Annotated in this window: 22 protein-coding genes; 1 reads left to right on the top strand and 21 read right to left on the bottom strand. The window is 39.3% G+C overall.

Annotated features, from left to right (window positions below; all coding sequences use genetic code 11):
* Window positions 1–16: 16 nt before the first annotated feature.
* The 17 genes from EL171_RS06935 to EL171_RS07015 form a co-directional block, all read right to left on the bottom strand.
* The gene (locus tag EL171_RS06935; RefSeq protein ID WP_039969447.1) at window positions 17–778 is read right to left on the bottom strand and encodes an MlaE family ABC transporter permease; all 762 of its coding nucleotides are present in this window, start codon (window positions 776–778) and stop codon (window positions 17–19) included.
* A gap of 31 nt (window positions 779–809) precedes the next feature.
* Complete coding sequence (locus EL171_RS06940) at window positions 810–2,816, bottom strand: SpoIVB peptidase S55 domain-containing protein (RefSeq protein WP_005387254.1); 2,007 nt, start codon at window positions 2,814–2,816, stop codon at window positions 810–812.
* 12 nt (window positions 2,817–2,828) lie between these two features.
* Window positions 2,829–3,113 carry a biotin/lipoyl-containing protein gene (locus tag EL171_RS06945; RefSeq protein ID WP_005387253.1) on the bottom strand — a complete coding sequence of 95 codons (285 nt, stop codon included), beginning with the start codon at window positions 3,111–3,113 and terminating at the stop codon, window positions 2,829–2,831.
* An 88-nt stretch (window positions 3,114–3,201) separates the two neighbouring features.
* Window positions 3,202–4,545, bottom strand: a complete 1,344-nt coding sequence (locus tag EL171_RS06950; RefSeq protein ID WP_039969445.1) for a phosphodiester glycosidase family protein — start codon at window positions 4,543–4,545, stop codon at window positions 3,202–3,204.
* 216 nt (window positions 4,546–4,761) lie between these two features.
* Window positions 4,762–6,147: a rod shape-determining protein gene (gene mreB, locus EL171_RS06955; protein WP_039969444.1), complete on the bottom strand. Its 1,386-nt coding sequence runs from the start codon at window positions 6,145–6,147 to the stop codon at window positions 4,762–4,764.
* Window positions 6,128–7,393: a UDP-N-acetylglucosamine 1-carboxyvinyltransferase gene (gene murA / locus EL171_RS06960; RefSeq protein ID WP_005387250.1), complete on the bottom strand. Its 1,266-nt coding sequence runs from the start codon at window positions 7,391–7,393 to the stop codon at window positions 6,128–6,130. Before murA ends, mreB begins: the two co-directional genes overlap by 20 nt.
* Before the next feature lie 166 nt (window positions 7,394–7,559).
* A complete protein-coding gene (glpX, locus tag EL171_RS06965; RefSeq protein WP_005387249.1) occupies window positions 7,560–8,522 on the bottom strand; it encodes a class II fructose-bisphosphatase in 963 nt (320 codons plus the stop codon).
* A 66-nt stretch (window positions 8,523–8,588) separates the two neighbouring features.
* Window positions 8,589–9,233: a fructose-6-phosphate aldolase gene (gene fsa / locus EL171_RS06970; protein WP_005387248.1), complete on the bottom strand. Its 645-nt coding sequence runs from the start codon at window positions 9,231–9,233 to the stop codon at window positions 8,589–8,591.
* A 13-nt stretch (window positions 9,234–9,246) separates the two neighbouring features.
* Window positions 9,247–10,527 carry a serine--tRNA ligase gene (gene serS / locus EL171_RS06975; protein ID WP_005387247.1) on the bottom strand — a complete coding sequence of 427 codons (1,281 nt, stop codon included), beginning with the start codon at window positions 10,525–10,527 and terminating at the stop codon, window positions 9,247–9,249.
* A gap of 124 nt (window positions 10,528–10,651) precedes the next feature.
* Window positions 10,652–11,605 carry a cation diffusion facilitator family transporter gene (locus EL171_RS06980; protein ID WP_005387246.1) on the bottom strand — a complete coding sequence of 318 codons (954 nt, stop codon included), beginning with the start codon at window positions 11,603–11,605 and terminating at the stop codon, window positions 10,652–10,654.
* A gap of 166 nt (window positions 11,606–11,771) precedes the next feature.
* The gene (gene guaD, locus EL171_RS06985; RefSeq protein WP_005387244.1) at window positions 11,772–13,052 is read right to left on the bottom strand and encodes a guanine deaminase; all 1,281 of its coding nucleotides are present in this window, start codon (window positions 13,050–13,052) and stop codon (window positions 11,772–11,774) included.
* A 244-nt stretch (window positions 13,053–13,296) separates the two neighbouring features.
* Window positions 13,297–15,471: an ornithine decarboxylase gene (gene speC, locus EL171_RS06990; protein ID WP_005387243.1), complete on the bottom strand. Its 2,175-nt coding sequence runs from the start codon at window positions 15,469–15,471 to the stop codon at window positions 13,297–13,299.
* 168 nt (window positions 15,472–15,639) lie between these two features.
* Complete coding sequence (lysS, locus tag EL171_RS06995; protein WP_005387242.1) at window positions 15,640–17,163, bottom strand: lysine--tRNA ligase; 1,524 nt, start codon at window positions 17,161–17,163, stop codon at window positions 15,640–15,642.
* Window positions 17,164–17,192: 29 nt separating this feature from the next.
* Complete coding sequence (greA, locus tag EL171_RS07000) at window positions 17,193–17,666, bottom strand: transcription elongation factor GreA (RefSeq protein ID WP_005387241.1); 474 nt, start codon at window positions 17,664–17,666, stop codon at window positions 17,193–17,195.
* A gap of 126 nt (window positions 17,667–17,792) precedes the next feature.
* Window positions 17,793–18,779, bottom strand: a complete 987-nt coding sequence (gene dusB / locus EL171_RS07005; protein ID WP_005387240.1) for a tRNA dihydrouridine synthase DusB — start codon at window positions 18,777–18,779, stop codon at window positions 17,793–17,795.
* 88 nt (window positions 18,780–18,867) lie between these two features.
* Entirely contained in the window at window positions 18,868–19,635 is a 768-nt protein-coding gene (locus EL171_RS07010; RefSeq protein WP_005387239.1) for a type III pantothenate kinase, read from the bottom strand.
* 9 nt (window positions 19,636–19,644) lie between these two features.
* Window positions 19,645–20,619 carry a biotin--[acetyl-CoA-carboxylase] ligase gene (locus EL171_RS07015; RefSeq protein ID WP_005387238.1) on the bottom strand — a complete coding sequence of 325 codons (975 nt, stop codon included), beginning with the start codon at window positions 20,617–20,619 and terminating at the stop codon, window positions 19,645–19,647.
* Between the two features lie 171 nt (window positions 20,620–20,790).
* On the opposite strand from EL171_RS07015, the gene EL171_RS07020 reads away from it, so the two are divergent.
* Entirely contained in the window at window positions 20,791–22,134 is a 1,344-nt protein-coding gene (locus EL171_RS07020) for a threonine/serine exporter family protein (protein WP_005387236.1), read from the top strand.
* Between the two features lie 49 nt (window positions 22,135–22,183).
* On the opposite strand, the gene ftsH is transcribed toward EL171_RS07020, so the two are convergent.
* The 4 genes from ftsH to EL171_RS07040 all read right to left on the bottom strand — a co-directional run bounded on the left by ftsH (window position 22,184) and on the right by EL171_RS07040 (window position 26,633).
* A complete protein-coding gene (gene ftsH, locus EL171_RS07025) occupies window positions 22,184–24,112 on the bottom strand; it encodes an ATP-dependent zinc metalloprotease FtsH (protein ID WP_005387235.1) in 1,929 nt (642 codons plus the stop codon).
* An 88-nt stretch (window positions 24,113–24,200) separates the two neighbouring features.
* Window positions 24,201–24,746, bottom strand: a complete 546-nt coding sequence (gene hpt, locus EL171_RS07030) for a hypoxanthine phosphoribosyltransferase (protein ID WP_126413458.1) — start codon at window positions 24,744–24,746, stop codon at window positions 24,201–24,203.
* A gap of 23 nt (window positions 24,747–24,769) precedes the next feature.
* Window positions 24,770–25,768, bottom strand: coding sequence for a tRNA lysidine(34) synthetase TilS (gene tilS, locus EL171_RS07035; protein WP_005387233.1), 999 nt, complete (start codon window positions 25,766–25,768; stop codon window positions 24,770–24,772).
* Window positions 25,737–26,633 (bottom strand): Ppx/GppA phosphatase family protein, encoded by an 897-nt coding sequence (locus EL171_RS07040; RefSeq protein WP_005387232.1) that lies wholly within the window; start codon window positions 26,631–26,633, stop codon window positions 25,737–25,739. The genes tilS and EL171_RS07040 overlap by 32 nt, the downstream gene beginning before the upstream one ends.
* Window positions 26,634–26,675 lie beyond the last annotated feature (42 nt).

Genomic DNA, 26,675 nt, shown 5'->3' on the forward strand with positions numbered 1-26,675 from the left:
CCCTCTAGCGTATCTACTAATATAACAAGGTAGATAAAAAGTAATTTAATACAAATACTAAAATAATACTAGTTACTACAGAACTAGTTGTGGAAAAGCCTACGGCTTCTGCGCCCATTTTAGTTTCCATCCCCTTATAGGAGCCTACCAATGCAATAACAGCACCAAACACACTGGACTTAACTAAGCCTAATGTGAAGTCTGAAATAGTAGAAAACATTTGAATAGAATCTAAATAGGTACTTGGCGCTAAACCCTTAATTGCAGTAGCCACAAAGTAACCACCTGCAATGCCAATTACTACACCATAAAACGCCAATATAGGCACCATAATCATACATGCTACTACACGAGGTACCACAAGATAACCAATAGGATCGACAGCCATAACACGAAGCGCATCGATTTGTTCGGTTACCTTCATTGTACCAATTTCAGCCGTGATGGCAGCGCCAACACGGCCAGCTAGTACTACCCCTACTAAGATGGGACCTAATTCACGTCCCATAGCAACAGCCATAAGACCACCTACAGTGCTTTGTGCACCATATGTAATCAATACATCTGTAATCTGTAAGGTCATAACTGCACCTGCAAATAGTAGCGTTAAGCTAATAATCGGCAATGAATCTACACCTAGGTGAGCCATCTGCTGGAATACATGCCACAGATTAATCATTTTCAGTTGTCTAATTGTGTGCCACACCAATAATGTAGCACTCCCCATCTGTGATAGGCCGTTCATTACAGCTCGTCCTATCGATTCTAGCCAATTCAACAGTTTAGCCCTTTCCCCTTACATTTTCAGCTTATTCAGCTGCATTAGTATCATTTACTTTAGATTCATCCTTTTTATCAGGTGTTTTTTGGTCTTGTTTATCAGATTTTTTCACATCTTGTTTATCAGACTTTTTCACATCTTTTTTACTGGATTTATCCTTTTTGGATTGGTCTTCCAATTCTAATTTATGTTCCATCTTGCTTTGATTTTTAACTTCTTTTACGCGTTTAGCTAATGCTTTATCGCGATCGGCTGGTTTCATAACATGAATTGTAAATTGACCATCACCTTGAACGATGTATTCCGTATCAATAGCAGTTTTTTCTATTTGATTATCATCGTCCTTACTAGAACTCAAATCTTCTTGACCTGTTTTTTTCTTTACATCCCCTGGCATAGGTTTTGATTCCACATCTTTAAGTTTAGCTTTTTTAACAGATTGGGAACCATCTTCATCAACAAGACTAATGCCATCTTCTAAAAACTCTACAACGATTTGATTATTTGTATCAGTCTTTTGAATTTCATCATAAAGTTCATTAAAATCTTTATGAACTTTTAAGCGACGTAAAATTTCATCAGTTAAATTATATTTTTGCTTTTCTAATACATAAGGTAATGGGATTTCACCGCCCCCACGCACCTCTAAGGTATACTTGCCAACAGCTTGATCCTCAGGAACCTTAAAGAAGATTTGTTTAACGACCTTCTCACCGCGGAACGGCTCCAACGTTACATCTACAACGATTGTATCACCAGGGGAAACAATGGTTGAAGATGCAGAGGCATCAACAAGCTTAGCTGTTTTCTTATCTTGTGTCACCTCAGTTTCTACAGAGATGTCAGAAATTTCATAATTAATGAATCGGTTATTCATAAGAACGTCGATAACATTATAGAACTCATCAACAGCCTTCTCAGAGATAGAGTCAGAGCTATAGAACATATTAGTTCGCGTCAACGGTTTATGCTCTTTACCTCTTGGTGTGATTGTATAAGAAATGGTAGCCGTACCAGCGCCACTACGATCCAACGTTTTATTCAACATGTTATATAGAGATGTAGCCGCTAAAGTCGGTGTCATCTCACTATCTTCAATAACCTTAACAGAGCTAGTTTTATCACGCCCCATATCAAGGTCTTTCAAATGGAATCGCATAGGGATCCCTGGAGAAATCACACCAGAAACACCTGCAATACCAGCACCTCTATCTTCAGTTACAGAGCCAACTTCCTTGCCCATAGAGCCCAATTTGAAAGCAGCATCATAACTTTTAACTACTGTAAAGATGCTTGCATTATGCATGAAGTAGTTTGAGGAGCCATGTTTTAAGAATGGATGACCAAAGGCAACAATCTTTTCCCCATCTACATAGGTAACAGTACCAATGGCCCCCAGTTTTAGGTCACCATCAACTAGTAATGCTGCTACAGAACCACCGGCTTCTAGAGGTTTAGCAATTTCATCACCACTAGCACTAGCCGTATCATATGTTTCATATTTATATTGTGGCAACTTGGATTTGAAGTAATCCATGGATGCTGCATCAAAGCCATAAGCCATAAGTGGCGTGCCAAGAGGGATCAATTGTTTATCATCCCATGGTTTGGATAAGTTCTTCTCATATGGAATATTCCATAATTTCACCATATCCTCGATAGGGGTAATCATCCCAATCGTACCATCTGCAAAGCCCCAGCCATAAGCAACAGCACCAACGAGCTTACCATTTATATATACAGGACTACCACTCATGCCATGAGCGATGCCGCCTGTTTTTTCCATAACAGGACCAGAGAACTTCGCTAAAATAAGATGACCAGATGGTCCCTTATCCTTCATGACACCAAGTACCTTTACATCAAAGGTAGAAATGGTATCTCCTACAATTACAGTTTTTGCAATGCCTTCCATACCTGTAGTTACATCATTGACAGGCATGAAATCAACAGCCTGTGCAGCTGTAAGTGAAGTACAGAAGAAAAGCGCCAGTATCGCTTTTCTATACCGACGCCAAGAATGAGAAAACTTCATTCCTTCTCTCCTTTATTTACTTTCTACTGTGACAACGATTTGATCACGAGAAACGTCTGAGCCCACTGTAACATTGACCGCCGTTACAGTACCAGTTACAGTAGATTTAGCAGCAGCCATAGGGCCAGCCAATGTCTCTACAGTTACCAATGTTTGACCTTCTGTTACAGCAGAGCCAACAGAAACTGTAGAAGCAACTTTACCTGTTAATACACTTTGGTATGATACAGGGGCCGCCATTACAGAGCTAACACTTAAAATGCCTAAAGCAGCTAATGCCAACACTACTCTTTTCATAACGATCCCTCCTTTTACAAAATTAGTTATGTATTTATAGTATACTAAATTATTACTAATATTTCAAACAAAATTGTATGCAACGAATTCATTTTATAATTACAATATCCTCATAGGTCGTAGGATTTGAAGTCGCTTTATGAACATATGTATCATTGACTACTAAATCAACACTACCTTGATTCGATAATTCAGCACCATCCACGACGCCTAGTTTGGATAATAGTTGAGCCCCTTCTTGTTGTGTAACCCCTACGGATTGAAGCCCAGCTTTATCAACAGTAAGAACCACCAAATTATGATCTTTAGTAGTTCCTATAAAACTACGAGCTTTATTATGGGTCCCATCAGCACCAACATAGTTACCATTTTTCAAAACCATAGTACCTGCTTGTAAAGCTGCTCCACCAGTGGTATTCACTTGTGCCAACTCCGGTCTATTTTGAATCGTAATCGGTGTGCCCACCTTTAATTTACGTAACGCATCCCTAGATTCTCCATGACCAGATAATACGTATTGGTTTTCTCCAATTTTAGAATTCCCTTTTTGACCACTAACCACCTTGCCATTAGCAACAGTCACTTCGTATCCAAAGTCATTAGTCTTTGTAGATGCCCCATACGCTGATGTATATAGAGTCAAAGCATTTTCTTTACGACTTGTATTAACAGAGGTAATCAGGAATGTATCCTTCTGTGTTTTAGCCTGTAGTAAAGGTCTTTTTTCTTCAATAAAATATCCACGATTTGGTGTATATCGCAAGGTGCCACGGTTAGAAATACGCTCTAAATCAATAGTTCCATCACTTGCTACCGAATAAGGGCGATCAAAACTACTACCTTTTACCTTTGCGCCAATTATAGCAGTATGCGATTGAATCACAGATGATAAGGCTTTTCCTTCTGAAACATGGGCTACTACCATAGGTGAATCATTATCAACAGATAGCGCAAAGGCTTGAATCTTACCTTCTGCTACAGTGTTATTAATCTTACTATACGTAACGGATTTATTTACGTCTTTTGTAGTTTGTTGGGCATAGCTAGAAAATAAATCGACTACAATACGCGATGGCTTTTCCAATGTAAACTCATGGTGTTGTACATCCTTATTAGCTGTCAATGTTACTTGTAAAGCTCCCTTAACAGGTTGCAAGCCAATACCTTTTAAAACACCTGTTTTCGTATTATTTTGAGCTATAGGTCCAGTCAATCCATTTGTCGTACCCCCTAGGTTAAGAGTAAGAGCATGTGTGGACTCATTATAAGATTTCGTCCAAGATACAGGCATTTCAGATACATCTAATACAATTCGACTTGTACCGTCGTGATTAGATACACGTACACCTGTTAAATTTCCAGCTTCAGCATAAGGTATTGTACTGCCTAAAAAGCCTAACACAGCAAAAGTCATATATAAATATCGTTTCATTTACAATTCCTCTATAGCGACAATCCATATTAATAGGTTTATATTCATACATCAATTTTATACAATATACTTTTACTATAGTATACATCATAAAGATGAAAATTTCAAAAAGGATGCACTAAAAAAAGGAGTTACTATCTACAGTTATTCCATTCTACAATGGCCTATCTATAAATAGTAACTTCCTTAAATTCTACATTATTTCAATAAAATATTTTATTGTAATTCATCCAATGTATCACGCAATTGTGACATTTCATCAAGAGCCTTTGCAACCCCTTTGATAACAGCATATCTTGGAGACTCTACCAAATAAGACGCAATACCAACAGAACGTGTAATAACACGATCTAAACCATCGATGAGAGCACCGCCACCTGTCAGAATGATACCATGATCATTAATGGCTGCTACAAGTTCTGGAGGTGTTTTTTCTAAAATCGATTTAATACCTTCTAGAATATTCATCACTTGCGCCTCTAAGGCACGTTGAATTTCTAAGGAATTAACAGCAACCATCTTAGGTAATCCAGAGCTAGCATCACGTCCTCTAACCTCTATAGTTCGCTCCTTAGCACGTCGATCTACAGTACCTACAGAAATCTTAATCTTTTCTGCTGTTAATGGTCCGATAACTAGTCTCTTCTTACGGCGTATATAACGGATAATCGATTCATTGAAAGAATCGCCCCCAATACGAAGGGATTCACTTACAACAACGCCCGTATCACAAAGAACAGCAATATCTGTAGTACCGCCTCCTACATCGACAACCATGGCGCCAACTTGGTCAGCATCATTAAGGCCTGTACCCATAGCTGCCGCTAATGGTTCCTCTATAAGAACAGTCTTTTTAGCGCCTGTTCTAAGTAATGCCTCTAAAATAGCACGTTTTTCAACAGGCGTAATTCCAGACGGTACGCATACGATAATACGTGTTTTCATTAATCTGGAAGCAGGCACAACTGATCGAATAAAGTATTTTAACATAAATTCGGTCATATCGTAATCTGCGATAACTCCCGCTTGAACAGGACGAATAACAGATATTCCTTTAGGTGTACGTCCAACCATAGAACGTGCAGCTTCACCTAAGGCAAGAATATCTCCAGTTTTATCATCCCGTGCAATATAGGCAGGCTCATCTAAGACTAGCCCTTTCCCTTTAGCAAAGATAAGAATATTAGCAGTTCCCAAATCTATGCCTAAGTCAAAGTTTAAAGAACGATTCAATCGCCCCATTAAATCGCCCACCTGCTCAGGACGAACTAGACGCTTTAATGTCATAGCAGGTGTAGTTTTCGCTATGGCAACGGTTTCACGATTACGACGCTCAATACGGCGCATTTTGGTGACTTTAACCATGGCTTCACGCATATTGGAAGCTAAATGGCTAGCTTGCTTTGCTACACCCTCTGAAAGCTTCGTAGACTTGCGTTTCGTCCTCCGTAATGGTTTACGATTAGAACTAGTTTTAGCATTTTCAACCTTTGCAGCACCTAAGTTTTGTTGCTCGTTGTATAAAGCCGGCCCTTTTGAGCGCCGGCTTCGTTTCTTTTTATTCTGTTTTGGCTCTGTACTTTTATTCGTCAACCCGAACAATATCAGCACCTAACCTTTGCAATTTACCTACAAAATCATCATAACCACGATCGATATGATGTAGACGACCAACTTCAGTTTTACCTTCTGCAGTCAATGCAGCACAAACAAGAGCTGCACCTGCACGCAAGTCTGTAGCATTAACTACAGCACCATGTAATCGTGGCATACCTTCTACAATCGCTTGACGATTGTCGATATCGATATGGGCACCCATTTTGCGAAGCTCCGCAACGTGCATGAAGCGGTTTTCAAATACAGTTTCTGTTACAGTACTTGTACCTTCAGCGATTGTAGTAAGCGCCATAAATTGAGCTTGCATATCTGTTGGGAAACCTGGGTATGGCAATGTTTTAATATCAACAGCTTTAATGCCTTTACCAGTGCTGATAACGCGAATACCATCAATTTCTTCCTCTACAGTAACGCCAGCTTCTTTTAACTTAGCTACTACTGGTTTCAAATGTTCTGGCAATGCATTTTCTACAAATACGTCGCCACCAGCCATAGCAGCGGCAATCAAATATGTACCAGCTTCGATACGGTCTGGAATAACCGTATGAATTGCACCATGTAATTGAGGCACACCTTCAATGCGGATTACATTTGTACCAGCACCGCGAATATTAGCACCCATTGCATTCAAGAATGTTGCCAAATCAACGATTTCAGGTTCTTCCGCTGCATTTTCGATAACAGTTTTACCTTCAGCCATGGAAGCCGCCATAATTACGTTTTCTGTAGCCCCTACACTTGGGAAATCCAAGTAAATTTGAGTACCTTTAAGGCCTTCTGGAGCATGAGCATATACATAATCTTCAGTAACCTCAATTTTAGCACCTAACGCTTCGAAAGCTTTTAGATGAAGATCAATAGGACGTGCACCAATCGCACAACCACCTGGCATAGAGATTTTAGCCTCCCCTTTGCGCGCCAAAAGTGGCCCCATCACAAGGAAAGATGCACGCATTTTGCGTACAAGCTCAGAAGGAGCTTCCGTACCAGTCAATGTAGACGCATCGAAGATAATTTCATCATCTGCTTTATTACGAGTAATTTTAACCCCCAAAGACTCGATAACTTGGCAAATTGTACCTACATCTTCCAAATTTGGAATTTCAAGTAATTTACTAGGTGTTGATGCTAGCAAAGTACCGGCAATAATAGGGAGTACCGCATTTTTAGCACTACTAACACGTACACGGCCTTCCAACCGGTTGCCACCTTGAATGATTAGCTTTTCCAACAGAATTCCTCCTACACTTTATATCGATCATCTTGTATAAACTACAAGACGTTGTATTTATAACGTCATATACTAATTGTTATTATACTATTTTTCGATATATCTCATCAAGAGACTGTGAGAAAATACTGAGAAAAAAAGCCCCTCATTTTGAGGGGCCTAATTATTATTTTGCTTTTAAGGATTTTAGCTTCTCATCCATATGCACTGTATCTAAGAAACGAACAGTACCTGTTTTAGAACGCATTACGATAGTATGTGTACGCGCACCACCTGGGAAGTATTGAATAGCATTCAATAAGTTACCGCGAGTAATAGCAGTAGCCGCAAAGATAACATCATCTGTACGAACTAAATCATCCAATGTAAGCACTTGATTTACATCGGTAATCCCCATTTCATGACAACGACGAATTTCTTCTTCTGTTTCTGGTTTCAAACGCGCTTGCATATCGCCACCTACGCACTTTAAAGCTGCCGCAGCCAATACGCCTTCTGGTGCACCACCAGTACCAACAACCATGTGCACACCAGAACCTTCAATACAACATTCCATAGCTGGATTAACATCGCCATCAGAAATTAACATAATACGTGCACCAAGATCACGCGCTTCTTTCATCAAACCATGATGACGCTCACGATCGAGCATTACAAGTGTAATTTCATCAACATTGCGATTCATTTTTGCAGCTACATTTTTAATATTTTCTGTTAAAGATTTAGTAATATCGATAGCACCTGCACCACGAGGACCAACACAAAGTTTTTCCATGTACATATCTGGCGCATGTAACAAGCCACCTTTTTCAGCAATAGCCATAACTGCAATCGCACCATTTTGGCCTTTTGCAATCAAGTTTGTGCCTTCAATAGGGTCAACTGCGATGTCTACTTCTGGGCCACCTGCACCTACATGTTCACCAATATAAAGCATAGGCGCTTCATCGATTTCGCCTTCCCCAATAACAACTGTACCAGAGATACGAACAGAGTCAAATGCTTGACGCATTGCGTCTACAGCAAGACCATCCGCTGCATCCTTTTGACCGCGACCAAGCAAACGACCACTGCGCAAAGCAGCCGCTTCAACGACACGAGCAAATTCCAAAGATAATGTACGATCCATAATAGGCCTCCTTATAAGTCCTGTGTGTATTGTAATATGACCCTTACATCGAGCCGAATACTTAACTTATTGATTAGCTTGTTTCCAATCTGCCATAAATTTTTCAAGCCCTGCATCTGTTAGTGGATGTTTCATAGCTTGCATAAGCACTTTAAATGGCACAGTTGCAATATGAGCACCAGCTTTTGCACATTGAATGATATGCAATGGTGTTCTCACACTAGCCGCAATAATTTCAGTTTCAATGCCATGAATAGCAAATATATCTGCAATATCTTGAATCAATGTAAGACCATCCATACTGATATCATCAATACGGCCAACAAATGGGCTCACATAGGTAGCACCTGCACGAGCTGCTAATAAGGCTTGGTTGGCAGAGAAGATTAAGGTTACATTAGTTTTAATGCCTTCTTTGCTTAAAACTGCAACAGCTTTAAGACCTTCTGGAGTCATAGGCACTTTAATAACTACATTAGAGCCTAATTTTACAAGCTCATGAGCTTCCCCGATCATACCTTCTGCATCAGAAGCAATAACCTCTGCACTCACAGGGCCCTCTACCAAATTAGCGATTTCAGAAATAACTTGTTTTAAATCGCGTTTAGCTTTCACGATAAGGGATGGATTAGTAGTAACACCATCGATAAAACCAAAAGCATACGCCTCTTTAATCTCATCAAATTCTGCTGTATCAATAAAGAACTTCATAGAATGCCCCCTCTTATTTTCCAGCCTTAATTACTTCTACGCCGCCCATGTAAGGTACAAGTACTTTAGGAATCACAACAGAGCCATCAGCTTGTTGATAGTTTTCCAAGATAGCTGCTACTGTACGACCTACAGCAAGACCAGATCCATTTAATGTATGAACGAATTCTGGTTTACCTTTAGGACCACGACGGAATTTAATATTTGCACGACGAGCTTGGAAATCAGTCATATTAGAACAAGAAGAAATCTCTCTATACTTGCCTTGAGCTGGCATCCATACCTCTACATCATATGTTTTAGCAGAACCAAAGCCAATATCACCTGTACAAAGTGTAATTACACGGAATGGCAACTCCAATAAGCGCAATACTTCTTCTGCATTATCAGTCAATGTTTCTAATTCTTTGTAAGAATCTTCAGGTTTAGCTAATTTAACCATTTCAACTTTGTTGAATTGATGTTGACGGATAAGACCACGAGTATCACGACCTGCGGAACCTGCTTCAGCACGGAAGCATGCAGTAAATGCAGTATAATATTTTGGCAATTCCTCTTCGCTCAAGATTTCGCCACTATGGTAGTTAGTCAATGTAACCTCTGCGGTAGGAATCAAGAAATATTCAGTATCTTCTACATGGTACATATCTTCAGCAAATTTAGGTAATTGACCAGTACCTGTCAAAGTTTCACGCGTTACCATGTATGGAGTCATCATTTCAGTGTAGCCTTGTTTATCTACATGAAGATCAACCATGAAGTTAATGAGAGCACGTTCTAAACGAGCACCCAAACCTTTATATACAGTGAAACGAGCACCGCTCATTTTACCAGCGCGATTAAAATCAAGAATATCGAGATTTTCACCTAAATCCCAATGAGCTTGTATATCAAAGTCGAATTGACGTGGTTCGCCCCATTTGCGTTGTTCTACATTTTCATCTTCATCAGCACCAACAGGAACAGATGCATCACACATGTTTGGCAACATCAATGCCGCATCACGTAATTTTGCTTCTACATCGCGAATACGATTATCAAGCTCAGCAATATCATCGCCTACTTTTTTCATTTCTGCGATTTTATCATCCGCATTTTCTTTATTGCGTTTTAATTGACTAATTTCTTCAGTTACGGAGTTACGAAGAGCTTTTAACTCCTCTACTTTACCAATCAACTGACGACGTTCATCATAAGCGGATACAAAGGTTTCTAAATCGCCTTTCGTATGACGATTATCTAAGTTTTGTTGTACTAAATCAATATTTTCACGGACAAATTTCAAGTCTAACATACTATAAACCTCATCTTCCAACTATGCTACGAACAATATATTCAATACGTTTAAGTATACCATATATTGGTGTATTTATCATTAAATTATAAGCTACCTACTAGATTACTAGTTAATTTTTATACTATTCATCATCATCTTCTTCTAGTAAATAATCTTTCGCCATCCATTTTCGGGTTCCTGTGAAAGAAATGGTAACCCATTTTTCTGAAGGATTCCCTCCGATTTCTTGGTCTATTTCATTGCGAATCGCATCGATTTCAGCAATCGTTTGATACGGAAAATTCTTGCGAACTAAAATATCAATTTCAATAATTCGAGTGTTGCCATATACTTGTACGCTAGAAACATAATCCTTGAAATTGTACTTTTCCATAAAGCGATCCATTATTTTTTGCACTTCATTATGTAATGAAGTTGGTGCCCACCCCAACACTTGTTTTACAGATGGGATGATAATGCGGAACGCAGACGGTATCATTTGCACCGCTAATACAATGAGAACAATCGGGTCAATATAAGCTGCCCAATCAGCATATTCAGTTCCTTCTAACATGATGGCCACGACGAAACTGATCAAGATAGCTGCTTCTAACAAAGCATCAACATACCAACTTACATTATCAAATTTGATTAAGTTGGACTGCAGACTCTTATTAATGCGACGCACATATAAATAATATATTGTGTCCGCCACGGTAAAGAAGATAGCATAATAAATAGCGGGTCCAAAATCTACATGACGACCACCCGATATAAGATCTGTAATACCACTAGATAAGGCATAGATTACAATGAGTAATATAAAAAATCCTTCTACGGCCAATACTAAAGGTTCAAACTGCCAATATCCAAACTGAAAGCGCTTACTCGTTTCACGGGCTATTAATTTGGCTGTCATTAACATCATGATTTTAATAACAACATCGACAAAGGAAAATACACCATCTAATAATACCGCACTAGAACCTGTGACAATCCCCATTATAGTACCGCTTACCGCTACTAGAGCCATCAGGCCAACGGATTGCATAAGTAACTTCTGCTCTATAGAGCGCCTTGCCCCTAATATATCCATCAAGTACCCCACTTTCTTAATTTATATATTATTTTATTATACACCAAGGGTATTGATGCGCAACATGAGGCCAAATCAAAACAGGTAGTTTGCCTTATATACAAACTACCTGTTATAAATAGTATTTAATTTTATTTTATATTCCCATGCTATTACATATCACATATTAACCTTGAGGATTAGGTACTATATGGCCAGCTACATAGCGCTCAACAATATGTCGATCATCACCAACATATAACCAACGTTCAAGCCGTTCCTCTAAGGTGCGTTCATTAGGGTCAAATATTGATGTATCGTCAATGATAAGGGCATCTAAGTCACAACCTTTTTCAAAGCTACCAACCTTACCAAAGAACTTGCCGCCCCCCTTTGTAGCCATATAAAAGGCTTCACTTAATGTAAGTGGCGCATATGTTTGATCAACTTCTACCCATTTCATTTTTGACAATCCAATAGCTTCCGTAAGAACCTTCGCCATCGATACAATATGACCACCAGAGATATCGGAGCCCAAACCAATCGGTATATTCCGTTTCATTAGCTTACGAATCGGTGCAATACCACTTGATAGATTTACATTAGAATATGGACAGTGAGATACCATAGTTTGAGTTTCTGCCATACGATCTATTTCTACATCGCTTAAATGAATGCAGTGAGCCATCACTGTAGGTACCTGTCCCATTAAGCGGTGTTCATAGTACACATCTGTATAATTTGGTGACTCTGGATGTAATGATGCAACCCAATTAATTTCACCGTGATTTTCGGACAAGTGAGATTGAATTGGTACATTATATTCTTCTGCTAATTTCCCTAGTCCACTCATTAATTCACTTGTACAAGATGGTACAAATCTAGGTGTAATAATGGGTTTAACCAATGGACCAAACTGCGAGGATGCATCCACCCATTCTTTTGTATCAATCAAGGACTGTTGTGTTTCCTCAATCAAGAATTCTGGACTGTTACGATCCATATTTACCTTACCTACATAGGCTGATAGTCCTGCTTTTTGTAAAAGCTCCATCAATACTAATGTGCTTTCTTTATGGATGGTACCAAATAGTATACTTCTAGTAGTCCCATTGCGCCATAAATCCTGTACAAAGGCGCCATATACTAACCGTGCATAATCTGGATCACTAAACTTTGCCTCTTCAGGAAATGTATAGGTTTCTAACCAAGGCAGCAATTCTTTGTCCATGCCAAGACCACGATTACAATACTGCGGAGCGTGAGCATGTGTGTCTACAAAGCCTGGAATGATGAGATTATCACCATAATCAGTGACCTCACACGCTGCATAAGCTGGTGGAATACTTTCCCCACAATATACGACCACGCCATCAACGGCAATGATATATCCATGTGGAATAGATATAAATTCTGAAGGCCGCGGTGTATATAAGATATTTCCTTTTAAAATAACTGTCGAATTCATATAACCTCCTCGCGTAATTAGAGCCCTAAAATGCTAAGCTCATATAACACGCTAGTTTTTTCTTTAATAGACTATGCTATATGATTCATAGTATATGCTATTTAAATAGCAAAGTGAATGATGAACGCCACAGTCATGATGTACATAATAGGATGAATTTCACGACGACGGCCCGTTGTCAGTTTAATCAATGTATAAGAAATTTTAGTAAATTCCTACAGTCCTTGTATCAAATCGTATAAATTTACATTTCATATTCTTTTTTTAATACATAGCCATACGCTTGTTTATAGCCATTAGCTTGTTCAGTAATGTATACGCCTTGTATTTCTGGCGCAAACCCCGGCAACAGATTAATACCTTCCTCTAAAGCCAAGAAATAGTCGCAAGCGGTCTTCGACCAACGTTCTCCTGGTTGCACACACAATACACCTGGCGGATACGGAAGAGCCCCTTCAAGGGCAATACGTCCTTCTGCTTCGCTTAGCGGTACTAATTCTCCTTTATTTCGTTGGAACTCAAAATTTGCCTCTTGTGGATTCATTACATAGTCAGGGAAGTATTCACCCAAGAATAATCGCTGTTGCAAAAGACTTATATTTCTAGACTTATAAAAGTCATGCATTTCTTGGCATAACTGACGAATGTGGTAGCCTTTATATTTGTCTATATGACTATAGTAAATCGATGGCAACACCTCTTCCATCGGTACATCGCGATCTATGAGTTCTTCAAACCGAACGAGTTCCGCTACTAGCGCATCCATCTTATGCTTAGATTCTGCTGGTGTCATGAGGAATAAGATTGTATTTAAATCACATTTTTCAGGAATAATTCGATTTTCTCGTAAATAATTAGCAAGAATATTCGCAGGGATGCCAAACTCTTCATATTCTCCAGTTTCCACATCGATTCCCGGTGTAATCAGTTGAAATTTACATGGATCAATGAAATACTGTCCTTCACCATAGCCGTTAAAAGAATGCCACTTGGCTTCTGGCTCAAAAGCAAAATATTTTACATCACAAGCCATCTCCTGGGTATTTCCCTCTTCCCATGGTTTACCATGAACAATTGGAGGTACTAAGGGGCGTAAATATTTACATTGTTTCAATACGGCTTTACGTGCATCAATAGCTACCTCAACACATTCACGCCATAATGTTTGTCCCAACTCGCCTTCATGAATTTTCGCATTTACATCAAGCGATGCAAATAATGGATAAAACGGAGATGTAGATGCATGCATCATAAAGGAGTTATTAAAATGCTTATGATCTACATAACGGTCTTGTCCTTTGATATGTTTATCTTTCTTATGGATTTGAGAGGTTTGTGAAAAGCCAGCTTGTTGCTTATGTACTGATTGAGTAACTAAAATACCAGGGTCATTTGGGCCCAATTCTAACAACAATGGACTACAGTCTTTCATCATAGGAATAAACTGTTCATACCCAACCCAAGCAGAATCAAAGAAAATGTAGTCGCAAAGATGGCCTATTTTATCTACTACTTGCCGAGCATTATAAATCGTACCATCATAGGTTCCTAGTTGAATAACTGCTAATCGAATAGGACGTTTTGCATTTGCTTTTTCAGGTGATTTTTCAGCCACTAATTCACGTATATAACTTTCATCAAAGCAATGATCTAAAATACCACCAATGGAGCCAAAAGGATTACGTGCTGTTTCAAGATATATAGGCGTAGCACCAGACATAACGAGGCCACCATGGCAGATAGATTTATGATTATTACGATCATATAAAATAATATCCCCTGGTGTTAAAAGAGCATTAAGCACCACCTTATTCGCAGAAGATGTACCATTCAATACAAAATAGGTTTTATCCGCATTGTAGACCTTAGCTGCATGTGCTTGAGCATCATACGCATAGCCTTCATGAATTAAGAGGTCCCCTAATTTTACATCTGCATTGCAAAGGTCAGCTCTAAATATATTCTCTCCAAAGAAATTGTAAAAGGCACTACCCGTAGGATGTTTATAGAAGAATTGGCCCCCTTGATGACCTGGACAGTCAAACTGTGAATTTTCATCCCCTACATAATCAGACAAAGCCCTGAAAAATGGTGGTAAAATAGATGCTTCATAGTTTGCTACAACTTTCTCTATCTCTGATGTACAGTCGTCGATACTCATAGATAAGAGCTCTATAATGGACGTAATACGATTTTCATAAAGAGATATATCTCTAGATGCATCAAGTCTTAAGACAATAATAGGTATACCAAAGGAGCTAATTTGATTATTATTCACAAGATCTAGGTCACCATCATCGATAACAACGGCACCTACATCTGTAAAATCTGTTTCAAAAACGCCAACGCATGTGCGTCCTGCTATGGATTTAATTTTGGATTGCACGGAATCAGATAAAGCAACCTTTAAATGTTTCACAGTCTTCTCCTTTCGTAACTAAATATCATAGTCAACATATACTACAACACCACATATAGAATAAATATAATATTCATAGAATACAATAATCATAAAACATAATATTCGTATCATATAACGAATAAAAAGGCTCTCTACTCAAAGAATAGAGAGCCTTTTGGTTTTAGATTATTCAGCTGCTTCTTCTTCAGCTTCAATATGCTTAGGAGCTTCTGGTTTCATCAATGGGAACAACAATACATCGCGGATGGATGCAGAGTCTGTTAAGAACATAACGAGACGGTCAATACCAACACCTAAACCTGCTGTTGGAGGTAAACCGTATTCAAGAGCTGTAACGAAGTCTTCATCCATACGGTGAGCTTCATCATCGCCAGCTTCGCGTTCTTTCAATTGATCCAAGAAACGTTGTTTTTGGTCGATTGGGTCATTTAACTCGGAGAAGCCATTTGCCAATTCACGACCATAAATGAACGCTTCAAAACGTTCTGTAGCCAATGGATTTTCACGACTTGCTTTCGCAAGTGGAGAAATTTCTTTTGGATGACCATATACGATAGTTGGTTGAATCAAGTTTTCTTCTACATAATCTTCGAAGCAAAGATTTAAGATTTTACCAATACCATCATTTTCTGTATATTCTACATTCAAACGATCTGCAATGGCACGAGCTTCTTCTACAGTAGTAACTGCATCAAAGTCTTCACCAGTGTATTTTTTTACACCTTCAGCCATTGTGATACGATTCCAAGGTGGAGTCAAATTGATTTCTGTACCTTGGTATGTGATTTCTTGTGTACCTAAAACCTCTTGTGCACAGTAGGACACAAGGTTTTCAGTTAAGCGAATAGCATCCTCAACATCGCCATAAGCTTGGTAAGATTCGATAGTAGTGAATTCTGGATTATGACGGTTGTCGATACCTTCGTTACGGAAGCAACGGTTCATTTCGAATACGCGGTCCATACCACCAACGATCAAGCGTTTAAGGTACAATTCTGGTGCAATACGCATGTAAATATCGATATCAAGCGCATTGTGGTGAGTGATGAATGGACGAGCTGCAGCACCACCAGGGATAGCATGCATCATTGGTGTTTCTACTTCCATGAAACCATCACGCATCATGTATTCGCGAATTTTAGCAACGATTTGGGAACGTTTTACAAATGTATCACGCACTTCAGGATTTACAATCAAATCAACATAACGTTGACGGTAACGAAGTTCTGTATCCTTTAAACCATGCCATTTTTCTGGCAATGGACGTAAAGATTTAGATAACAAAGTTAATTTGTTAACTTTAATTGTAACTTCACCTGTATGAGTTTTAAATACATGACCTTCTACACCGATGATATCACCGATATCAAGCATTTTTACGTATTTATAAGCCTCTTCGCCCAATACATCTTTACGGAAATATACTTGAATATCCCCAGATTTATCACGAACATTGGCAAATGCTGTTTTACCATGGGAACGGATTGTCATCAAGCGCCCTGCAATAACTACAGGTTGACCATCATATTTCAAGAAGAAGTCATCTTTAATGTCTTTTGCATTATCTTTTACAATAAAACGTTGACCAAATGGATAGATGCCATCCGCTTCGTATTCAGCCAATTTGTCGCGGCGAATTTGCATTTGCTCATTCAGCTCTTCTTGTACATTTTTAATTTCTTCACTCATGTTATCGCCTCTTCGTCAGTAAATGTAAATTATTGGATTGCTAACACTTTGAATGTAACAGGACCATCTGGTGTGGAAACTTCTACTTCATCACCTTTACGTTTGCCCAAAATAGCTTTACCTACAGGAGATTCGTTAGAGATACGGTTGTTGAATGGATCCGCTTCAGAGGAACCAACGATAACATATTCTAATTCGTCATTGTACATTGTATCTAGTACCGTTACTTTGCTACCTACGGATACAACATCACCTTTTACGGATTCGTCGATGATTTTCGCAGTGTTAATTTTATTTTCAAGCTCTACAATATGACCTTCGATGAAAGCTTGTTCATTTTTTGCATCATCATATTCAGAGTTTTCACTGATATCGCCATATTCAATAGCTGTCTTAATACGTTCAGACACTTCAATACGACGTACAGATTTATAATACATTAATTCTTCTTCTAATTTCTTTAAACCTTCGGCGGTAAGTAATGTTTCTTTTACGTCTGCCATGGGTACCCCACTCTTTCTACATATAAATTAAATAAGAAAAAAGTGCCATAGTAAGATGACACCTTATCTTTTATTTCTAAATTATCTCAACCATTATATAAAAATACTATTCATTTGTCAATCTGTCTACATTTCAGACAATATTTTACGGTATGATTCTAGCTCATTGTGAAAGCTTGTTACAGTATGAATTGTATTCACACGATTGCGCCAATATGCAGATTCAGGGAGGCCCTTCATATACCAGCCTGCATGAGTTCGTATTTCCTTAACGGCCATACTTTCACCCTTATATTGACATAAGAGATCAAAATGCTTTAACAACATGTCGAGACGTTCAATATCGCTCGGCGCCGCCAATACTTCACCAGTCGCCAAATAGTGATGAATACGATTAAAGATCCATGGATTTCCCTGTGCACCACGGCCTACCATTACCGCATCACAACCCGTTTCATCAAGCATTTGTTTTGCATCTTCAGGCTCTACTATATCGCCATTACCAATAACCGGTACAGACACAGCCTCTTTTACAGCCTTAATATAAGACCAATCAGCATGCCCACTGTACATTTGTTCCTTAGTACGGCCATGTACTGCAATAGCCGCCACACCTGTAGATTCGATGCGCTTAGCAAAGTCCACAACATTGATGGAATCACTATCCCAACCGATTCGCATTTTTACGGTTACAGGCACATCGACGGCCTTAACCGCAGCCTCTGCTACACGAGCTGCTAAATCTGGATTTTTCATAAGCGCAGAACCATCACCAGAGGTTACTACCTTTTTCACAGGACAGCCCATATTAATATCTACAATATCGGCACCTGCATCAGCTACTACCTTTGCGCCTAATGCAATTGCTTCTGGATTGGAACCAAAGATTTGCATAGATACAGGGCGTTCTACCTCTTCAATACGCAACAATTCATGGGTGCGTTCATTTTTATATTTAATGCCCATGGCGCTGACCATTTCGGTGCAAACCAAAGCGGCCCCATGCTCTTTAGCAAGTAAGCGATAAGCGATATCGCTGACCCCTGCCATTGGCGCTAATATGGCTTGTCCGTCAATTTTGACAGCTCCAATTTGCCATTGTTTATTATTCATATATATCCCCTAATAAAAAGGGTACAGCATAAGCTGTACCCGAATGTACACTACTTTGTTACATATTCGTAACTATATTATAGTAGCATTATTTATTTCTTTCGTAAATAAGGCGTAAACCTTCTAATGTAAGCATAGGTTCTACATGATCAATGCAGTCCGTAGCACTGCTAATGAGTTGTGCTAAACCGCCTGTAGCTACGACAGTTACATGATCACCCATTTCAGCTTTCATACGTGATACAAGTCCTTCCACTTGACCTACATAACCATAGAACATACCCGCCTGCATAGAGGATACGGTATTCCGGCAAATGACTTGACCTGGGTCTCTTACATCAATACGTGGTAATTTAGCAGCCCTTTGGAATAGAGCCTCTGCAGAAATGGTAACACCTGGTGAGATAACACCACCCATATAATCGCCATTACCTTTAACCGCACAATAGGTAGTAGCCGTACCAAAGTCGATAATAATCAAGTCACCCTTGTATTTCTCATGAGCCGCTACAGCATTTACGATACGGTCAGCACCTACTTCACGAGGATTATCATACTTAATGGCGATACCAGTCTTAGTGCCAGGACCAACAATAAGAGGATTTACATTGAAATAACGTAAACAAACGCGCTCTAATGTAGGCATCAATGGTGGCACAACTGAGGAAATGATGATATCTTTAATATCCTTCACATCAACCTTACGGTCATGGAAGAATAGGTTCATCATCAACATGCCATATTCATCGGTGGTCCGAACCCGATCCGTGGAAATACGCCAGTGACCTACAAGCTCCGTCTTGTCGTATACACCGAGAACAATATTGGTGTTCCCCACATCAATTACTAATAACATGAATGCCTCCTATTTGCGCGGACGAATTGATACGTCCCCTGCCATAATACGTTTAACTGTCCCATCTGGGATTCTTACTAATAAGTTACCATCTTCATCAATATCTGTAGCTACTCCTTCATAGGTATTTCCTGGTGCTCTTACTTCAATTTCCTCACCAAGTGTTACCGATAATTGACGCCATTCATTGAGAGTTTCCTCAAAACCACTATCGAGGACTTCATAATATTGATGTTCTAAGGATTCTAATATAATTTTAAAAGCTTCCGTCCGTTCAATATCAATGCCTTCCATAGTTAAGGATGTAGCGATCAACTTCAATTCTTCCGGGAGCTCTTCTTGTTTAGTCTTTACATTGACACCTATGCCCATAACAATATAGGAAATTTCCTCCATAGAGCCAGACATTTCAGTCAAGATGCCAACTAGTTTACGACCATTCACAAGAATATCATTGGGCCATTTAATGCCTGCATCGGTGAGTCCCATTTTATGAAACGCTTTTGTTAAGGCTACGGCTGCCATCAATGTACATTTTGGTGCTTCTACAGGTGCAAAGTCAGGGCGCAAAATGAGACTAAACCATAGACCTTTCCCAAATGGAGAATACCAGCCCCGCGATAAACGACCTCGGCCAGCAGCCTGTTCCTCTGTTACAACAACAGTACCTTCTTCTGCACCTTGTTGTGCTAAGCGACGAGCTTCTAGGTTAGTAGATTCGGTAGTGTCCATATAGACATACCGTTTTCCAAATACATCCGTTTTTAAGATTTGCTTCATTGCTAATGGACTCAACAAATCAGGTTCCTCCAATAATCGATACCCCCTCTTGGTATAAGATTCTATTTTATAGCCTTTTTGACGTAATGCCTTGATATGCTTCCAAATAGCTGTACGCGAAACATGACACGCTTCCGACATATCTTGTCCCGATACGAAACCACCTTGGTTTTGTCTCAAGAATTCTAATACTTCATCACGCATAGTTTAGAGCCCCTTTCTTTGTCAACCTAGGTTTACAATTCGATTGTACAAGTGTACCCTGTAAAATGCAAGGGGTATTTAAAAGAATTAATGGTATAATACATGTAGTATTAAGTTATACCTTATGCAAAAGATAACAATAGTATGGTCTATCATTATCTAGGGAGATATATGCGACAATTTACATTAGAAGAAAAAAATGAGGTTCTAGAGAATCCCTTTATCCATATTCATAGAAAACTTGATGTCCTATTAAACATAGGCAAACTACTCATGGAATGTGGTGCAGATACAAATCGAATCATTGAAGAAATGTTAAAATCAGCCACATTTATGGGGATACCTCATAATTACTTAAATATTCATATTTCATATACCACTATCATGGTGAATCTATTGCATAAAGAGCGTTCCATAACAGTTTTTAGAAAAACACCGGTTCATGTTCCCAATATGGCCATGATCAATGCCGTATCTAAACTCACATGGCGCGCCTTTGAACGACATTACTCGCTCACTACCTATGAACAGTTAATTTCAAAATTAGATTCCACTATTCCAGTATATCCTGATTGGATAAAGGGTATTGCTTGTGCCCTCGGATCAGCAGGCCTTGCCTTTTTGTATAGTGGCGATATGATAGCTTTTATAGTAACAATTATTTGCTCATTAATCGGTTATTTTGGTCGCACCTTATCGGTACGCTTTGGTTGCAACGAATATGTAGGCATTGCATTAGGTGGATTTGCCGCCATGGTATCCGCCTATGGTTTTTATTCTCATATTGAACAAGCTTCACTAGTCTATGTACTCGTATGTTGTACCTTATTCATGATTCCTGGAGTACCACTCATCAACGCTGTTATCGACACCATTAATAACCATATTCTATCAGGTATTACGCGGGCAATCAGAACTATCCTCATTGTAGGCAGTATGACCTTAGGCATGGCCATGGCATTATACTTTAGCCCTATGCCGGCCTTTAGCTTTGTAGATATTAAGCCTCATGTATTATCCATTGAGCAAATTATAGGGGCTTTTACAGCAGCCGCATCCTTTGCAGTATTATTTAACGCTCCTGTACGGTTACTAGTATCCATTGGTATTGGTGGTATATTATGCGTATTTATCCGCAATTTATTAGCTGTTGAATTTGGCTTTTCCATTCCAGGTGCTACCTTTGTAGGCGCTGCTGTAATGAGCGTGATCTATGTAAAAGTTTCTACTTGGCTGAGAACATCTAGCACAATTATCATCGTCCCATCTGCTATAGCCTTAATGCCTGGTATTCTGTATTATCGTTTTCTATTCGATATGCTTCACATCAACGCACTCAACGAATCCGGTCTCGTACATATGGTACAAAATGGTGTAACAGGTATTTTAACAATCGTTGGCATCGCGGTCGGTGTGGCCATTCCTAATGTATTAGCACAGAAATACTTAAAATCACTTAAGGAACGTCGTATACAAGAATATTTAGCAACCCGCCACATCAATGATGGACAATAAAAAAGAGCTGGTCTCAATTGAGATCAGCTCTTTTTATTTGGACAATCCATTATTTAATTTCGTTAGAAGGTGTTTCACTAGGAGCATCCACTGTAGCAGTGTTTTCTTTAGCTTCAACCACCTCTGGTACGACAATACCTGCCGCTTCTAGAGCTTCTTTAGACTCCTCAACTTCAGGGGCTTTCGTTGTACCATATTTGTAAAGATTATCTACTGCTTTCGCATCGATTGTTTCTTCCTCTAATAAAGCATTTGCCATATCATGTAAGAATTTCTCGTTATCGCTAAGAAGTTTTGTTACGTCTTTATACGCTTCTTCAACAATGCGATGAATTTCAGCATCAATTTTTGCAGCAATTTCTTCACTGTAGTTGCGTTCATGGCCAAGGTTTTTACCCAAGAATACTTGTTCTTGTTGTTCACCAAATACGATAGGACCAAGCTCATCGCTCATGCCCCAACGCGTTACCATAGCGCGTGCTGTATTCGTTACGCTTTGAAGGTCACCAGAAGCACCTGTACTGATTTCATCTAAAATCAAAGCCTCTGCAATTCGACCACCAAGGGCTACGCGAATATCTGCCAATAATTGAGATTTTGTTTTGTAGTTTTGTTCCTCTGTAGGAAGCATCATAGTGTAACCACCTGCTGCGCCACGAGGAATGATTGTTACCTTATGAACAGGATCTGCATGAGGCAACAAATGTGCCACGATGGCATGACCAGATTCATGGTAGGCTGTTAACTTGCGGTCTTTCTCGCTCACAATATGACTGCGACGTTCAGGACCCATGCTAACCTTTTCACTAGCTTCTTCAACTTCAGCCATAGTGATAACTTTTTTGTTAAGGCGAGCTGCCAATAAAGCCGCTTCATTTAACAAGTTGTTCAAGTCAGCACCAGTAAAGCCTGGAGTTTTCTTAGCAATTGTTTTCAAGTCTACATCGTCAGCTAATGGCTTGTTACGAGCATGTACTTTTAAGATTGCTTCACGACCGCGTAAGTCTGGACGACCTACGATAACTTGACGGTCAAAACGACCTGGACGCAAAAGCGCTGGGTCAAGAATATCTGGGCGGTTTGTGGCAGCGATAGTAATAATACCTTCGTTGGCACCGAAACCATCCATTTCAACGAGTAATTGATTCAATGTTTGTTCACGTTCATCGTGACCACCACCAAGACCTGCGCCACGTTGGCGACCTACCGCATCAATTTCGTCGATAAAGATGATACATGGAGCATTCTTTTTCGCTTGTGTGAAAAGATCACGCACACGAGAAGCACCAACACCTACGAACATTTCTACGAAGTCAGAACCAGAAATCGTAAAGAATGGTACCCCTGCTTCACCAGCAACGGCTTTAGCAAGCAATGTTTTACCTGTACCTGGAGGACCTGCGAGCAATACACCTTTCGGAATTTTAGCACCGATTGTTGTAAATTTACCTGGATCCTTCAAGAATTCTACTACTTCTTCTAATTCTTGTTTTGCTTCTTCAGCACCTGCTACATCTTTAAAGCTAACCTTTACGTTACCTTCACCCATCAATTTAGCACGGCTTTTACCAAAGTTCATCACTCGGCCACCGCCACCTTGAGTTTGTTGCATAATAAAGAAGAACAATACAACCAAGATGATAATAGGAATAGCAGAACCTAACAGGCTCATCCACCAAGCTGGTTGCTCAGGTGGAGCTGCTGTAATTTCTACGCCATTATCTTGTAATGTTTTAATTAATGTTTCATCACTTGGCGCATAAGAATTGAACTCTGTTCCATTTTTTAGTTTACCTTTAATACCATGATCATTGGTAATCGTTACGGACTCAACCTTTTTCTGTTGTACTTGTTGAATAAATCCTGTGTAACTTAGTTCAGATTTATTCGCACTTTGACCAGAGAAAGCGTCAATGGCGATAACGAAAGCGGCAATGATAAGTAAGTAAAGGACGATATTTTTTGTAAATCGACCCAAAAGATTACCCCTTTCAATAATAATTTAGTTGTATAAACGAATTGAGTACATCTCATCGAGAGATGCACTCATATATTATATCATATTTTTAATTTTGATACATTTCTTCCTTTAAAATACCGATATAAGGCAAGTGACGATATTTTTCCGCGTAGTCTAAACCATAACCGATAACAAAGTAGTCAGGAATGATAAAGCCTACATAGTCTACTTCTACGTCCATTTTACGGCGCTCAGGTTTATTCAATAACGCTGCAAGACGTACGCTTTTAGCGCCACGAGCATGTAAATTTTCTAGCAAGTAATGTAATGTTGTACCAGTATCACCGATATCTTCCACAACAAGCACATGCTTCCCCTCTACAGAGCGATCCAAATCTTTTAGAATTCGTACTACACCTGTACTAGTTGTGCCACTACCATAGCTAGAGCAAGAAATAAAATCAAAACTTACATCTACACTATCATCAATAGCGCGAGCTAAGTCTGTAAAGAAAACGATGGCTCCCTTTAACACCCCTACAAGCACTACAGATTCATTTTTATAGTCTTCGCTAATTGCTTTACCTAACTCGGCTACACGAGCCTGTAATTGTTCCGCTGTATATAAAATCTCTTTTGCGTCTTGATGCATCTATATGACCTCCACGATTCATATTAATGTTTGCAATATACCTTTATTGTATCACATTGAGCAATTACTTTTATACTTTTTATAGTGAAAGTTTTCGCTTCTCCGGTGTTAACAATATCTAGTAATTGCTCTTGATGGGCTGTAGTAAGCGTTATATCAGAGTCAATAGAGCTTACCAAACGCTGCCACAAACGACGTTGTATGGCTAATGGTTCCTTTCGTAAAGCCCTACGAGATAAACGCATTTCACCCTTATCAATAGTCACTAATCGCTTAAAAGCTTGCACTGTCAAATCAGAGATCACAGCTAAATCTTCACTTACAGAACCTCCTAATCTAGCGATAGCATCTACTACATTAGGGTTAATCGATTCTAACTCAGGTATAACGCGATGACGAATTTTATTTCGCTGGTATCGAATATCATCATTTGTAGAATCAATACAATACGTGAGCTTTCTATCGGCTAAATAAGCTAATAATTCCTCTTTTGGAACATCTAATAAAGGTCTAATCACAGGAATATCATAGTCATTGCTGACTACAGCCATACCTGTTAGCCCGTTTAATCCTGTACCTCTAATGAGATGCGCTAGAATCGACTCAGCTTGATCGTCTTTGTGGTGAGCTACTGAAATATAATCATACCCCTCAGACTGGGCAATTTCATTTAACCATTGATAACGTACTTGGCGGCCTATAGTTTCTTCAGACTTTTTATGTTCCTTACTTAGGCTCGGTACATCAAAGGTAGCGGAATAAAATGGCAGACCTAATTCTTCCACTTGATGTTGGAGCCATAAGACCTCATCTTTACTTTCAGGGCGAATACAGTGATCCACAATGGCTACACCTATTTTGTATGTTGTATGACGATGCGTAGCAATATCATGTAACAAATACAATAGAGCCATTGAATCGGGACCACCAGAGCAAGCTACTAGAATTCGACTATTTTCAGGAAATAGATTATGTGATTTTAAGGTGTGATTAATGGTTCGAATAAGTTCTTTTACATTCACGAGCCATCGCCTCCATACCATCTTGATCGCTCACAAATACATGAGGAACCTCATAGGCATCCATAAAGGACGTCAAAATTTCTGCACCAGCTACGATGATATCAGCACGGCCTGCAGGTAAACCTTTTACCTGTAATCTCTCGTCGCGACTCATGTAACGCAAGTTTAGAATAATGCCCTCTACTGTTTCACGACTTAATTTATGACCTTGCACCTTTGTACCATCATAATTTTCAAGGCCTAAATCTATAGCAGCTAGCGTCGTTAATGTACCACCGATACCAATGAATTCACCAAATTCACCTTGAATCATCATCGGATCCCAAAGTAATCGAGTTTCTTCCCATACTCGTTGAGGACCTTCATCAGACATAGATTGAAGGCGTACAGCCCCTACAGGATAAGATCGGCTCCAGTAAACGCCGTCCTTATTGCCTAATGCTAGCTCTGTACTACCGCCACCGATATCGATAGTTGTATAGTGACGACCATCATTCAACTGATCTCCTAAGGCACCATTAAAGCCATAAATAGCCTCTTCATCGCCCGTGAGAATACGCCATTCCATCGGACAATGTTCGCTAACGTGCTCCATAAATTCAAGGCCATTAGATGCTTCACGAACAGCGCTCGTTGCAAAACCAAAGCAGCATTCCACCCCATATTGGTCTGCTAGTTTTTTTATTTCTGTAAAAGCTTGATAGGACGCTTCCATCGATTCAGTACGCAATGTACCATCTGAATTACGTTGGCCTAAACGAGTAGTCCACAACTGTTTCGGCTCATAGTGCCATATATTATTTTCATAAGTAGCCAATAATAAGCGTACTGAATTTGATCCAATATCAATAATAGCTAACTTCATAATTGCTCCTTACATAATTAGTATGCCTCTAACACTATTATA

The organism is Veillonella dispar, assembly GCF_900637515.1.
Taxonomy (GTDB): domain Bacteria; phylum Bacillota; class Negativicutes; order Veillonellales; family Veillonellaceae; genus Veillonella; species Veillonella dispar.